This is a genomic window from Streptomyces sp. NPDC034085 (genome assembly GCF_055575555.1).
Window position 1 is genome coordinate 26,780 of record NZ_JBVISL010000018.1, and the last position, 13,606, is coordinate 40,385.

At 73.4% G+C, this 13,606-nt stretch carries 15 protein-coding genes and 1 pseudogene; 13 read left to right on the top strand and 3 right to left on the bottom strand.

Annotation, left to right across the window (positions count from 1 at the left end):
* Positions 1–65 precede the first annotated feature (65 nt).
* A complete protein-coding gene (locus tag ACZ501_RS34150) occupies positions 66–1,190 on the bottom strand; it encodes a DUF5937 family protein (RefSeq protein WP_468800531.1) in 1,125 nt (374 codons plus the stop codon).
* Positions 1,191–1,424: 234 nt separating this feature from the next.
* On the opposite strand from ACZ501_RS34150, the gene ACZ501_RS34155 reads away from it, so the two are divergent.
* The gene (locus ACZ501_RS34155) at positions 1,425–1,634 is read left to right on the top strand and encodes a hypothetical protein (RefSeq protein ID WP_468800533.1); all 210 of its coding nucleotides are present in this window, start codon (positions 1,425–1,427) and stop codon (positions 1,632–1,634) included.
* An 835-nt stretch (positions 1,635–2,469) separates the two neighbouring features.
* Here ACZ501_RS34155 and ACZ501_RS34160 read toward each other — a convergent pair.
* Positions 2,470–3,398 (bottom strand): annotated as a pseudogene (locus ACZ501_RS34160) (beta-eliminating lyase-related protein).
* Between the two features lie 159 nt (positions 3,399–3,557).
* Here ACZ501_RS34160 and ACZ501_RS34165 point away from each other — a divergent pair.
* The 12 genes from ACZ501_RS34165 (at position 3,558) to ACZ501_RS34220 (ending at position 12,661) form a co-directional block, all read left to right on the top strand.
* The gene (locus ACZ501_RS34165) at positions 3,558–4,472 is read left to right on the top strand and encodes a Rossmann-like and DUF2520 domain-containing protein (protein ID WP_361599503.1); all 915 of its coding nucleotides are present in this window, start codon (positions 3,558–3,560) and stop codon (positions 4,470–4,472) included.
* Positions 4,469–5,473, top strand: a complete 1,005-nt coding sequence (gene panC, locus ACZ501_RS34170) for a pantoate--beta-alanine ligase (RefSeq protein WP_361599500.1) — start codon at positions 4,469–4,471, stop codon at positions 5,471–5,473. Before ACZ501_RS34165 ends, panC begins: the two co-directional genes overlap by 4 nt.
* Positions 5,470–7,200, top strand: coding sequence for an L-aspartate oxidase (locus ACZ501_RS34175; protein ID WP_468800535.1), 1,731 nt, complete (start codon positions 5,470–5,472; stop codon positions 7,198–7,200). The genes panC and ACZ501_RS34175 overlap by 4 nt, the downstream gene beginning before the upstream one ends.
* Before the next feature lie 2 nt (positions 7,201–7,202).
* Positions 7,203–8,171, top strand: a complete 969-nt coding sequence (nadC, locus tag ACZ501_RS34180) for a carboxylating nicotinate-nucleotide diphosphorylase (RefSeq protein ID WP_468800538.1) — start codon at positions 7,203–7,205, stop codon at positions 8,169–8,171.
* A gap of 3 nt (positions 8,172–8,174) precedes the next feature.
* Positions 8,175–8,984 carry a type III pantothenate kinase gene (locus ACZ501_RS34185; RefSeq protein WP_361599494.1) on the top strand — a complete coding sequence of 270 codons (810 nt, stop codon included), beginning with the start codon at positions 8,175–8,177 and terminating at the stop codon, positions 8,982–8,984.
* Between the two features lie 157 nt (positions 8,985–9,141).
* The gene (locus ACZ501_RS34190) at positions 9,142–9,894 is read left to right on the top strand and encodes a GntR family transcriptional regulator (protein ID WP_361599491.1); all 753 of its coding nucleotides are present in this window, start codon (positions 9,142–9,144) and stop codon (positions 9,892–9,894) included.
* A 136-nt stretch (positions 9,895–10,030) separates the two neighbouring features.
* Entirely contained in the window at positions 10,031–10,222 is a 192-nt protein-coding gene (locus tag ACZ501_RS34195; RefSeq protein WP_361599488.1) for a DUF397 domain-containing protein, read from the top strand.
* 89 nt (positions 10,223–10,311) lie between these two features.
* Positions 10,312–10,899 carry a hypothetical protein gene (locus ACZ501_RS34200; protein ID WP_468800540.1) on the top strand — a complete coding sequence of 196 codons (588 nt, stop codon included), beginning with the start codon at positions 10,312–10,314 and terminating at the stop codon, positions 10,897–10,899.
* Positions 10,900–10,913: 14 nt separating this feature from the next.
* Positions 10,914–11,081, top strand: coding sequence for a hypothetical protein (locus ACZ501_RS34205; RefSeq protein WP_361599482.1), 168 nt, complete (start codon positions 10,914–10,916; stop codon positions 11,079–11,081).
* A gap of 91 nt (positions 11,082–11,172) precedes the next feature.
* Entirely contained in the window at positions 11,173–11,613 is a 441-nt protein-coding gene (locus tag ACZ501_RS34210) for a BlaI/MecI/CopY family transcriptional regulator (RefSeq protein ID WP_361599479.1), read from the top strand.
* Positions 11,614–11,622: 9 nt separating this feature from the next.
* Positions 11,623–12,156 carry an amino-acid N-acetyltransferase gene (locus tag ACZ501_RS34215; RefSeq protein ID WP_361599476.1) on the top strand — a complete coding sequence of 178 codons (534 nt, stop codon included), beginning with the start codon at positions 11,623–11,625 and terminating at the stop codon, positions 12,154–12,156.
* A gap of 166 nt (positions 12,157–12,322) precedes the next feature.
* Positions 12,323–12,661: a histone-like nucleoid-structuring protein Lsr2 gene (locus ACZ501_RS34220; protein WP_361599506.1), complete on the top strand. Its 339-nt coding sequence runs from the start codon at positions 12,323–12,325 to the stop codon at positions 12,659–12,661.
* Here ACZ501_RS34220 and ACZ501_RS34225 read toward each other — a convergent pair.
* Entirely contained in the window at positions 12,640–13,236 is a 597-nt protein-coding gene (locus ACZ501_RS34225) for an SCO3374 family protein (RefSeq protein ID WP_361599473.1), read from the bottom strand. The two genes, ACZ501_RS34220 and ACZ501_RS34225, sit on opposite strands and share 22 nt — an antisense overlap.
* Between the last annotated feature and the right edge of the window lie 370 nt (positions 13,237–13,606).

Sequence of the window (13,606 nt, forward strand, 5' to 3'; positions counted from 1 at the left end):
GGTGTCCGTGGGAGGGGTCGGGATCCGGCCACCGTCCGGAGCCCGTCGGCCGGCGCCGGGCCGCATCAGCGCAGGATCCCCTCGATGAAATCGGAACCTATCCGCGCCACCACGGGGAGATCCAACTGATGCTGTACATAACGCCCCTGACGCCGCGTGTGCGTCAGACCGGCCTTCTTCAGCACGGCCAGGTGGCGGGACACCTCCGGCGCGGATATCCCGTATACGCGGGCCAGCTCGCTGGTCGTGTAGGGGGCCCGCGCCAGGCTCCGGCACAGCATCATCCGCATGGGGTGCGCCAGAGCCTCCATCCGGCGCTGGAGCAGCTCCACCGAGCCCGGCCCGGAGGCCAGCTCGGGCGAGTCGAGGGGGTAGTGCACCACCGGCCGCCAGCCAGGGGCGTGCAGCACCAGCAGGTGCGGCCAGCCGAAGTTCGTCGGTACGAAGAGCAGCCCCGCCCCGATCAGCGGATCGGTCGCGGTGGTCCGGCCGTTGACCATCTTGTCGGCGGTGATGGTGGTCAGGCCCTCGTCCACGCTCAGCGCCGCCGAGACCTCCCGCAGCGCCGCCGGCAGCCCCTTGCGGCGCAGCACCTCCGTCTTGTGCCGGGCGTCCGCCGTCTGCCGGGGCTCCACGCGCCGCCAGGTCTCCGCGAAGAAGGCCTCGTCGCAGTCCTCCAGCAGCCGCCGCATCCACACCCGCACGCCGGCGGGATCGTCCAGCAGCCGCGCCGAGAACTCCAGCTGGCGGGGCCCGCGCGCGGCCGCCGTCTCCAGCGCCTTCGCCCGCGCCGCCTCGTCCTTGAGCGGGTGCGGCCCGCCGCCCTCGTTGTAGAGCGCCAGCCAGCAGTGCTCCAGCGCGGCCATCACGAACCGCTCGTCGTCCATCCGGTCGAGTACGTCCAGCTCCTCGGCCAGCGTCGCGCCGGGACGGCCGGTGCCGCCGGGGACACCGGCGAAGGCCATGAAGATGTCGGAGAAGGAACTGCGCCACATGAACTCGGCCTCGAGGAGCCGGTCCGCCAGACAGGGGTCGAGCGAGGCTGTGGTGGACGTCGTCCAGCTCTGCAGCCCCGGATGGTGGGCCGGCTGCGAGAGGGTGTGCAGGGCCATGCAGAGCTCGGCGAGCGGGGACGGCGCGAACCCGATCCGGTCCGCGGGAAGTCCGGCGATGTCGATGGTGACGCTCATCGCCCCATTCTCCTTGCCGACCCGCCGCGCGCACGGCCCGCCCGCAGGGGGGCTCCCCGGCTGCGCGGCGGGGTGCGGGCGGGGGCGGCGGGGCGCGGCGGGAGTACGGGGGCCCACGCGTCCGTATGGGGGTCGTCCGGGCGGCGCCGGGGCATTCCCGCAGGTGGGGGGCGTCGATTGACGCGGAGCGTCAATCGACGAGCGCCCTGCGCCCAACGGGGTGAGGGTGGATGCATGACAGCGATCGAGCAGTACCTCGTGGACACCTACCGCGCGGCCCAGCAGGGCGCCCCCATGCCCCCGCCCCCGGGCCGCCACGACGTCGCAGCCCTGCGCGCCATCCGCACCGAAGCCCAGTTCACCGCCGTCCTGGCCGGCCGCCCGGCCACCCACCCCTGGCGCCACACCCTGACCCGCCTCTTCCACGGGACGCGGGCGTGCTGAGGGGGGGAGTGGGCGGGGCGGGACCTGGGAGGCCGGGTTCTGGCGGAGCCGTCTCACAGCCGGTTCGGGGGTTTCCCGTCAGTCCCATCGTCGTTCCGTGACGTGCCGGCCTGTCAAGGGCGCTCCTTCGTCGCGTCGCTTCGCGATGTCGCTTCGCTCCACCCTTGACAGACCAGCCCGCCCCGGAAAGCCGAAAGACTGCCGGGAACCCCCCGAAAGAACGGTCACCAGGGACACGTCCGAGGAGCGGGCCTCTCAGGGACGAGGCGAGGGGTTGGGGGCCACAACCCCCAACCGAACAGCGACCAGGGCAGCGCGGGAAGCCCCCAGACGCGCCAGATCGCTACGCGCTCCTCTTGGTTCGGCGACTGACGACCGTCTGGGGCCGCTACCCGCACCAGACGTTGATCAGAAGCCCATCCCGGACCGGCAGACGTCCGAACGTGCCCCTGATCAACGTCCGGTGCAGGTAGCGGCCGACGGACGCCGAACCAAGAGAACCACGTAGCGATCTGGTGCGGGCCCCGGTGCCGATCGCCGTGTTGGGGCCCGGATGCCCGGCAAGGCGACGCCCGGCCCCTCGTCTCATCCCCGACGGGGCCGCCCCTGTCATTCGTGCCCCTGTGACCGTTCTTTCGGGGGCTTCCCGGCAGTCTTTCGGCTTTCCGGGGCGGGACGGGCTGTCAAGGGTCGCCGAAGGCGATCACGCAGTGACGCGAGCGCAGCGAGCGCCCTTGACAGGCCGGCACGACACGGAACGACGATGGGACTGACGGGAAACCCCCGAACCAGCCCTGACACCGCCCCACCGAAACCCCGCTCCCCCACCCCCGCCCTACACCCGCGCCAGGAAGCCCGCCACCGCCTCGCGGACCTCCGCCGCCGTCCACGTCAGGCCCGGCTCCGTGACCGTCAGCTCCGTCACCGCCAGGCCCGGCGGGCCCTCCGCCGACCACCGGCGGAACAGGAGGGTGCCCGTTTCCTCCGCCAGGCGGGCGCCCGCCTCCGTGAGGCGGTCCGCCTCGTACGGCAGCCACACCCGGAACTGGTGGGTGTGCGGCACCTCCGGGTGGACCCGGGACCACGGCACCCCCGCCGCCGCGAAGCCCTCCCGCAGTGCCGCGGCGACGACCCTGGCCTGCTCCACGTACGCCGGCAGCCGCGGCAGCTCCCGCTCCAGCCCGGCCAGGGCCGACAGGGCCTGGGGGAACTGGCGGAAGACCTGGCCCCCGTACCGGTGGCGCCACACCCGGGTCTCCTCCACGAAGTCCCGGGCCCCCGCCAGGCAGGCTCCGCTCAGCCCGCCCAGCGACTTGTACAGGGAGACGTACACCGAGTCCGCGAGCTCCGCGATCTCCGGCAGCGGCCGGCCGAAGTGGAGGGTGGACTCCCACAGGCGGGCCCCGTCGAAGTGGACCACCGCGTCCCGCTCCCGGGCGGCGTCCACCAGCCCCTCCAGCTCCTCCCACGTCGGCAGCAGGTAGCCGGCGTCGCGCAGCGGCAGCTCCAGCATCAGGGTGCCGAAGGGCTCGGGGTGCTCCCGGTGCCGAGCAGCTGCGCCACCCGCCGCTCCAGCTCGGCGACGACCCCGTCGCCGTAGAGGTCCGCAGGGGCGTCCATGTCGTACGGGGCCCGGGACAGCGCCGCCAGCAGCTCCCCGACCGTCGCTTCCCGGGCGCCGCCCGACAGGGTCCGGCGGGCCCCCTTCCAGGCCGCCGCGAGCCGCTGCGTCCGCTCCGCGTCATCAGTCATGCCCCCGATCATCGCCGACGGCCCGTCCGCCCCGCCCGGCCCCGGCTCCGGCGAAGCCCCCGCCGGCACCGCCCCCGGCGGGCCTGACCGGCGCCCGTGCTCCGAAAGGGCCTAGCATGGCGACGTATCGTCCGGTACCCCCCGCGGACTGGAACGGAAGGCCCTCCCCGCGTGAACTCATCCCAGGAACCGCGTCCCGCCCGGCTCACCGTCGGAGTCGTCGGCGCCGGCCGTGTCGGCCCCGCGCTGGCCCGCGCCCTCCAGCAGGCCGGCCACCACCCCGTCGCCGTCTCCGGGGTCTCCGACGCCTCCCGGCGGCGGGCCGAGCGGATGCTGCCCGACGTGCCGCTGGTGGCCCCCGCGCAGGTGCTGGAGCGGGCCGATCTGGTGCTGCTCACCGTCCCCGACGACGCCCTGCCGGGCCTGGTCGAGGGCCTCGCCGAGACCGGCGCGGTCCGTCCCGGCCAGCTCCTCGTGCACACCTCCGGGCGTTACGGGGCCGCCGTGCTCGACCCCGCCCGCCGTGCGGGCGCGCTCCCGCTGGCCCTGCACCCCGCGATGACCTTCACCGGGACCGAGGTCGACGTGCAGCGCCTGGCCGGGTGCTCCTTCGGCGTGACCGCGCCCGAGGAGCTGCGGCTCGCCGCGGAGGCCCTGGTCATCGAGATGGGCGGGGAGCCCGAGTGGATCGCGGAGGAGAGCCGTCCGCTCTACCACGCGGCCCTCGCCCTGGGCGCGAACCACCTGGTCACCCTGGTCGCCCAGGCCATGGAGCTGCTGCGCACCGCCGGCGTCGAGCACCCCGACCGGATGCTCGGCCCGCTGCTGGGCGCCGCCCTGGACAACGCCCTGCGCTCCGGTGACGCCGCGCTGACCGGCCCCGTCGCCCGCGGCGACGCCGGCACCGTCGCCGCGCACGTGTCCGAGCTGCGCAAGCACGCCCCGGCCACCGTCGCCGGGTACCTCGCGATGGCCCGTACGACCGCGGACCGCGCGCTCGCGCACGGCCTGCTCAAGCCCGAACTGGCCGAGGACCTGCTCGGTGTGCTCGCGGACCCCGCCGACCCGAAGGACGCCGAGCGATGACCGGCCCGCTCCAGCTGCTGAACACCGCCGAAGAGCTCCACAAGCTGCCGCGCGCCGCCGCCGGCCGCCGCGCCGTGGTGATGACGATGGGCGCCCTGCACGAGGGGCACGCCACGCTCGTCCGCACCGCGCGCGAGGAGGTGGGCCCGGACGGCCAGGTCGTGGTCACCGTCTTCGTCAACCCCCTCCAGTTCGGTGCGGGCGAAGACCTCGACCGCTACCCCCGCACCCTCGACGCCGACCTGCTGGTCTGCGAAGGGGCGGGCGCCGACGCCGTGTTCGCGCCCGCCGTCGACGAGGTGTACCCCGGCGGCGACCCCCAGGTGCGGATCTCCGCCGGGCCCATGGGCGAGCGGCTCGAGGGCGCCACCCGGCCGGGCCACTTCGACGGCATGCTGACCGTCGTCGCCAAACTGCTCCACCTCACCCGTCCCGACCTGGCCCTGTTCGGCCAGAAGGACGCCCAGCAACTGGCGCTGATCCGGCGGATGGTGACCGACCTGAACTTCCCCGTGGAGGTGCTCGGCGTCCCCACGGTCCGCGAGGACGACGGGCTCGCCCTGTCCTCCCGCAACCGCTACCTCGGCCCGGCCGAGCGCCGTACCGCCCTGGCCCTGTCCCGCGCCCTGTTCGCCGGCCGCGACCGGCTCGCGGCGCAGGCCGCGCTGCGCGCCCGCGCCGAGGCCGCCCCCGCCAGCGACGAGCGCGCCACCGCCCTGGCCCGGCTCGGGGAGATCCGGGCCTCCGCCGACGCCCACGCCGTCTCGGCGGCGAACGGCGGACTGCCCGACGCGGTACGGGCCGCCGCGCGGCACGTCCTGGAGGAGGCGGGCCGCCACGAGCCGCCGCTGGCCCTGGACTACCTGGCCCTGGTGGACCCGCAGGACTTCACCGACGTCGGTCCCGACTTCACCGGGCAGGCCGTGCTGGCCGTCGCCGCGAAGGTCGGCACGACCCGGCTGATCGACAACATCCCATTGGAGTTCGGAGCACACGCGTGAGCACCACAGGCAACCCAGGCACCTCCGGAACCGGCATACGGCTGCACGCCCCCGCCCCCGGCTGGGCCCTCGACGCGGACGTCGTGGTCGTCGGCTCCGGCGTCGCGGGCCTGACCGCCGCGCTGCGGTGCGCCGCCGCGGGCCGCCGTACGGTCGTGGTCACCAAGGCGCGGCTCGACGACGGCTCCACCCGCTGGGCGCAGGGCGGCATCGCGGCCGCCCTCGGCGAGGGCGACACCCCCGAGCAGCACCTGGACGACACCCTGGTCGCGGGCGCGGGCCTGTGCGACGAGGCGGCCGTACGGCTCCTGGTCACCGAGGGCCCCGACGCCGTGCGCCGGCTGATCGGGACGGGCGCGGTCTTCGACACGTCCGCCGAGACCGGCGAGATAGAGCTGACCCGCGAGGGCGGCCACCACCGCCGCCGGATCGCGCACGCGGGCGGCGACGCCACCGGCGCGGAGATCTCCCGGGCCCTGGTCGAGGCCGTGCACGCCGCGGGCATCCGTACCGTCGAGAACGCGCTCGTACTGGACCTGCTCCAGGACGCCGAAGGCCGTACGGCCGGGGTCACCCTGCACGTCATGGGCGAGGGGCAGCACGACGGCGTCGGCGCCGTCCACGCGCCCGCCGTGATCCTAGCGACCGGCGGCATGGGGCAGGTCTTCTCCGCCACCACCAACCCGGCCGTCTCCACGGGCGACGGGGTGGCCCTCGCGCTGCGCGCCGGCGCGGAGGTGTCGGACCTGGAGTTCGTGCAGTTCCACCCCACCGTCCTCTTCCTCGGCCCGGACGCCGAGGGCCAGCAGCCGCTGGTGTCGGAGGCGGTGCGCGGCGAGGGCGCGCACCTGGTCGACGCGGACGGCGTCCGCTTCATGGTCGGGCAGCACGAGCTGGCGGAGCTCGCTCCGCGCGACATCGTCGCCAAGGGCATCATGCGCCGCATGCAGGAGCAGGGCGCCCAGCACATGTACCTGGACGCCCGGCACTTCGGTGCGCGGATGTGGGAGCAGCGCTTCCCGACGATCCTCGCCGCCTGCCGGGCCCACGGCATCGACCCGGTGACCGAGCCGATCCCGGTGGCGCCGGCCGCGCACTACGCCTCGGGCGGCGTACGGACCGACCTGCACGGCCGCACCACCGTCCCCGGCCTGTACGCGTGCGGCGAAGTGGCCTGCACCGGTGTGCACGGCGCGAACCGGCTGGCCTCCAACTCCCTGCTGGAGGGCCTGGTCTTCGCCGAGCGGATCGCCGAGGACATCACCGCGCACCCGCCCGTGGGCAGCGGCCCGGGCATACCGGTGCCCGCCACCGGCCCGCTCCAGCCGGCCGAGGCCCGGTACGAGGTCCAGCGCATCATGACGGACGGCGCGGGCGTGCTGCGTTCGGCCGGCTCGCTGGCCGCGGCCGCGGAAGCGCTGGAGACCCTCTACACGACGGCCCTGGGCGAACTGGAGAGCCAGGGCAAGACCGCCGTCCCGGGCGTGGAGACCTGGGAGGCGACCAACCTGCTGTGCGTGGCCCGCGTCCTGGTGGCCGCCGCCCAGCGGCGCGCCGAGACCCGCGGCTGCCACTGGCGCGAGGACCACCCCGACCGGGACGACGCCGCCTGGCGCCGCCACCTGGTGGTGCGGCTCTCGCGCACCGAGCGGCGGGCGCTGGTCGTGACCCCCACCGACTCCGCGGACTTCCCGTCCGTCAACCACCCCCTCAGCCTGGAGAAGTGACCGTGAGCACCCCCGAACTCCCCCTGATCGAGCAGAACGAAGGCGGCTGCGGCGACGACTGCGGCTGCGGCGACGGCGAGGAGAGCGGCCTCGACCCGGCGCTCGCCCAGCTGCTGGAGGACGCCGGCCTGGACCCGATCGAGGTCGAGGACATCGCGCACATGGCGCTGTCCGAGGACCTGGACGGCGGGGTCGACGTCACCACCGTCGCGACCGTCCCCGAAGAGGCCAAGGCCGTCGCCGACTTCGTGGCCCGCGAGGCGGGGGTCGTGGCCGGGCTGCGGATCGCGGAGGCCGTGTTCTCCGTGGTCTGCACGGAGGCCTTCGAGGTCGAGCGGCACGCGGAGGACGGCGACAGGGTCGAGGCCGGCGCGCTGCTGCTGTCCGTGCGCGCCCGTACCCGCGACCTGCTGACCGCCGAGCGCAGCGCCCTGAACATCCTGTGCCGCCTGTCGGGCATCGCGACGGCCACCCGCCGCTGGGCCGACGTCCTGGAGGGCACGAAGGCCAAGGTCCGCGACACCCGCAAGACCACCCCGGGCCTGCGTTCGCTGGAGAAGTACGCGGTCCGCTGCGGCGGCGGCGTCAACCACCGCATGTCGCTGTCGGACGCGGCGCTGGTCAAGGACAACCACGTGGTCGCGGCGGGCGGCGTCGCCCAGGCCTTCAAGGCCGTCCGCGAGGCCTTCCCGGACGTGCCGGTGGAGGTCGAGGTCGACACGATGCACCAGGTCCGCGAGGTGGTGGACGCGGGCGCCGACCTGATCCTGCTGGACAACTTCACCGTCCCGGAGACGGAGGAGGCCGTCACCATCGTCGCGGGCCGCGCCGCGCTGGAGTCCTCGGGCCGGCTCACCCTGGAGACGGCCCGCGCCTACGCCGAGACGGGCGTCGACTACCTGGCGGTGGGCGCGCTGACGCACTCCTCGCCGGTCCTGGACATCGGCCTCGACCTGCGCGAGGCGGTGTAACCCGTGCTGCTCACCATCGACGTCGGCAACACGCACACGGTCCTGGGCCTGTTCGACGGTGACGAGATCGTCGAGCACTGGCGGGTCTCGACCGACCCGCGGCGCACGGCCGACGAGCTGGCGGTGCTGATGCAGGGCCTGATGGGGATGCACCCGATGCTCGGCAGCGAGCTGGGCGACGGGATCCACGGCATCGCGATCTGCGCGACGGTGCCGTCGGTCCTGCACGAGCTGCGCGAGGTCACCCGCCGCTACTACGGCGACGTGCCGGCGGTGCTGGTCGAGCCGGGGATCAAGACGGGCGTGCCGATCCTGATGGACAACCCGAAGGAGGTGGGCGCGGACCGCATCATCAACGCGGTCGCCGCCGTCGAGCTGTACGGGGGCCCGGCGATCGTCGTGGACTTCGGTACGGCGACCACCTTCGACGCGGTCTCGGCGCGCGGTGAGTACGTGGGCGGGGTGATCTCCCCGGGCATCGAGATCTCGATGGAGGCGCTCGGCGTGCGCGGGGCGCAGCTGCGGAAGATCGAGCTGGCCCGGCCGCGCAACGTGATCGGCAAGTCCACGGTCGAGGCGATGCAGTCGGGCGTGGTGTACGGGTTCGCCGGCCAGGTCGACGGGATCGTCAACCGGATGGCCAAGGAGCTGGCGGGTCCGGGCGGTGACCCGGACGACGTCCGGGTGATCGCCACGGGCGGGCTGGCGCCGATCGTCCTGGGCGAGGCCTCGGCGATCGACGACCACGAGCCGTGGCTGACGCTGATCGGGCTGCGGCTGGTGTACGAGCGCAACGCGCCGAACTTCGACTGACCCGGTGTCCCGGTAGGGCGCCCGCACCGCGGGGCCCTACCGGAGGGTAGCGCTCCGTCATGCGGAGTCCTCAGCTTGAACCTGATCGGTTAGCTTGTCGGCGTCGGACGCACACCCTCCCGCAGCGGCACAGCCGAGACGGCACAGGACGGCCCAAATGCCCCGTAAATCCCCGTACTTGCAGGTGGTCGAATCGCTCCGGACCCGCATCGAGGCGGGTGAGTGGTCCATCGGCGACCGGCTCCCCTCCCGCGCCCGCTTCGCGGAGGAGTACTCCGTCGGGCAGGGCGTCACCCAGCGGGCCATGGAACAGCTGATCATCGAGGGGTTCCTCGAAGGCCGCGCCGGCTCCGGCACCTACGTGCGCACCCCGCGCCGGCGCATGCGGATGCTCCGCACCCGCCGCCGCGTCCCCGGCTCCGGCAACACCTTCCGCACCGAGGCCGCCGCGCACGGCATCACCGCGTCCTGGGACTCCAGGACCCTGCCGCAGGTCCCCGCGCCCGAGCGGATCGCCGCCCGCCTGGCCATCGAACCGGGCTCCCCCTGCGTGATGACCCGCTACGAGTTCATGGCCGACGGCAGCCCCGCCGAGCTCTCCGAGTCCTGGGAGCCCCTCGCCATCACCTCCGGCACCCCGATCGTGCTGCCGGAGGTGGGCGAGCTGCGCGGCGCCGGGGTGGTGGCGCGGATGCGGTCCATCGGCATCACGGTCGCCTCCGTGGTGGAGGTGCCGCGCCCGTCCCGGGCCGACCAGAACCAGGCCAACCTGCTGGGGATCAGCCTCGGGGCGCTGATCACCGAGATCGAGCGCACGTACCTCGACACGGACGGCCGCCCGGTGGAGACGGCCGACCTGGTCGTCCCCGATTCCCGCTACGAGATCGCGTACGCCTTCCCGGTGGAGTGACCGGGGGCGCGTATTGTGGGCGCCCGTACTTTCCGGCGGCTGGGTTTTTTGCCGGAACCGGCCGGACCGTGCCTCTCGTGGAGATAGCGTCACGCTCGAGAAGCACCGCGACCTCGTCCACTGCGGAGGAGACACCATGACCGCGAACGCTCGCCCCGACTGGCGCAAGTCCTCCTACTGCGGCGACGGGGACGCCTGCGTGTACGTCGCCGAGGCGCCCGGCACGCTGGTGCGCGTGGCCGACCGGGCCGACCCGGCGCACTTCGTGATGGCCACCACCCACGCCGCCTGGGCCGCATTCGTGCAGAGCGTCAAAGAGACCCGCTGATCCACCCGGACGGGGCGGCGCGGACGTCCGCCGCGCCGCAATCCCGCACCCTCGGGGGATTTTGTCCGATTAGCGCGTATCTTCGGCCCATGCCCACGCCCTACGGATCCCGCGGCGGCATGGCGTTCAGCGCCGCCGAGCTGCACGTGCTCAGGCGCTCCCTCGCCCACGCCCTCCAGTCCTCCTCCACGGCCCCCCTGACGGCATCCGAGGTGCGGGACTGCCTGCGCCTCGCGGCGTCGGTGGACGACGCGGTCCAGGAGGCCGGCCGGCTCAGAACCTTCCTGCTGGAGGACCTGGCCCGCTACCGCGGCGCCCTGCCCGGGAGCCTGTCGGGCTACCTGGAGCTGCTCCAGGACGCCCTGGCCGCCGGGTACGAGCCCCAGCCCGACGACCTCGCCGCCCTGCGCGCCCTGCGGGCCAACCCGGTCGCGGGCGCCGTGCTGGAGCGGGCCCGGGCCGTCGCCGAACGCTCCGTGCGCCGCAGGCTCGCGGCCGCCCCCGCCCCCCGCACCCGGTTGCTGGCCCTGGCCGGCGGCAAGGAGCAGAAGCCCCCGCCGCCGGCGCCCGGGCCCCCGAAGGAGCCGCCGGCCCGCCCGGTGCCCACCCCGGGCGAGGTCTTCCCGCCGCGCCGCAAGCCCAGCCCGCCCCCGGCGGCCGGGCGCGCGGCGGTATAGCTACGCTGGGGGGCATGGACTACGTCTCCGCGCTCGTGCCCCCCTTCGTGATGGCCGCGTTCTTCATCGCTCTCGTCGTGACGATCGTGAAGTCCCAGGGCGGCGCCAACAAGGCCAAGGAAGACGCGGCCGTCGACGCCGCGATCGCCCGTGCCGAGGCCGGCCGGCCGTCGCAGAAGTGACGTAGGCCGGGAGTAACCCCACCGGCGTTTTCCGCCGCGCGTTGCGGCGAATAGTCGGGCAATTCGCCGCAATCCGCACTATCGTGCTGCTGTGCCTCGCCCCTTGGGAGAACTCGAAGACGCAGTCATGACGCGGGTGTGGCAGTGGAACCGCCCGGTCACCGTTCGGGAAGTCCTGGAAGACCTCCAGCAGGAACGGTCCATCGCGTACACCACGGTCATGACCGTTATGGACAATCTCCATCAGAAGGGCTGGGTCCGCCGGGAAGCCGAAGGCCGCGCCTATCGATATACGGCGGTCTCCACCCGCGCCGCCTACTCGGCCGCACTGATGAACGAAGCCTGGTCGACCAGCGACAACCCGGCGGCCGCCCTCGTCGCTTTCTTCGGCATGATGTCCTCCGAACAGCGCGAGGCACTCCGCGCCGCCGTACGCATCGTCCAGCACGACGAACCCGAGGCCGGCGGGGCCGGGCCCGCGGCGCCGCCCGAAGGGGACTCCGGCGCGCACGATGCCGACCCGGGGCGATAGCGTCCGGGTATGGGAGAGTTTTCCACCTCAGACGACGCGAAAACAGTGACGATCCGCCGCGCGCGCACCGGTGATGTTCCGGCGCTGCGCCGCCTGCTCGACCAGTACGTGCAGCAGCGGATCCTCCTCGACAAAGCCCCCGTGGTCCTTTACGAGGACATCCAGGAGTTCTGGGTCGCGGAACGCGGTTCCGACGGGCAGGTGGTGGGGTGCGGGGCTCTCCACGTCATGTGGGAAGACCTCGCCGAAGTGCGCACGCTCGCCGTCGACCGCGACTTGAAGGGCGCCGGTGTGGGGCATCAGGTGCTCGCCAAGTTGTTGGAGACCGCCCGCCGGCTCGGCGTCAGCCGGGTATTCTGCCTGACCTTCGAAGTGGACTTCTTCGCCAAGCACGGCTTCGTCGAGATCGGCGAGACCCCGGTGGAGACCGATGTCTACATGGAGCTCCTGCGTTCCTATGACGAGGGAGTCGCCGAGTTCCTCGGTCTCGAACGAGTGAAGCCGAACACCTTGGGCAACAGCCGGATGCTACTGCACCTCTGATCGATCACGGCAGCCTTTTCCGGGCCCCGGCCCGCCTGTGGCCTATGTCCGAATCGCGCACGTTTCCCGCCTCGTTGCGGCCCTGAACCTCTCGACGGGGGTTTGTGTTTTCCAGGCAAAAGCGGTTTCCTTTCCGCGTACTGCATTTTCGATGAAAGGAAATCCGGTGGCACAGAAGGTTCAGGTCCTTCTTGTCGACGACCTCGACGGTGGCACGGCGGACGAGACCGTGACGTTCGCTCTTGACGGCAAGACCTACGAGATCGACCTCACCACCGCCAACGCTGAAAAGCTCCGCGGTGCGCTCGAGGACTTCGTGAAGGCCGGCCGCCGCACCGGCGGGCGCGCCTCGGCCGGCCGGGCCAAGGGCCGCGCCGCCGCTTCGCCGGGCAGCCCGGACACCGCCGAGATCCGCGCGTGGGCCAAGGCCCAGGGTCTCAGCGTCAACGACCGCGGCCGCGTTCCGGCCGAGATCCGCGAGGCCTACGAGAACGCCAAGGGCTGAGGCGTACGCCGCCCCAGGCGGGCGCGGTGGCATTCCGTCGCCGCCGCGGCCACCAGGCGTACGAGATCGGGCCCGGCCGGCTCCGCACAGAGCCCGGGCCCGGCCCCGGCGCCCTGCCCCGGACCGGGCAGGGCGGGCAGCGCCGCTTCACACCCCGGCTCCGGGGGCCGCAGCCACACGGCGGCCCCCTGAGGGCCCCCTCCCGGCGTCCGCCCCGGCGGCACGGGGGCGGTGATCCTGCCCCCCGCTCCCACGGCGGCCAGATCCAGCGCGACCCCGCCCCACTCCAGCCAGTCGAGCAGCCCGTCCAGCTCCTCGGCGCTCCCCGGGGCCACCAGGAAGCGCATCCGGCGCCCCATCACGGCCACCGGGCCGGTGGCGGCGAAACCGGGACGGCGCAACAGCGCGGCCCCGGCGTCGCGGGGCAGCTCCAGTACGTCGAACCGGACCCCGGTGACGAGCTGCGGCGGCGGCCCGCCCGCGCAGGCCCAGCCGAGCACACGCTCGTACCAGGTACGGGTGCCGTCCTCGGAGGGGACGCGGGGCGAGGGGACGCTCACGGTGCTGAGGGACATGACCGGAGCAACTCCGACGGCCGCCGCGGGGTTACGCGGCGCGCCCGCGGCAATGCGGAGCGTAAACATCCGCCGAGCGGAGTCCCACATTCGGGACACCGGCGTGTTCGCCCGTAGCGGAGGGACCCCTGCCCAGGGGCATGGAGTGTCAGTCCTTACGGGTAAGACATTCCTAGTGGATCGGGGCGACACGCTGATTTGAGCGTGTTCCGTTCGCCATCGGCGTACACCTGTGACGGGTATCTGCCTGGCCTGCGGGAACATCGTCTCGCACCATCGAGTTGGAGCAGTAGTCGGCTCTTACAGCCGGTTTTCCTCACCGACGTGGGGGTGAGCCGTGGACGGATGTCGGCAGTTGGAATGAGCTGTC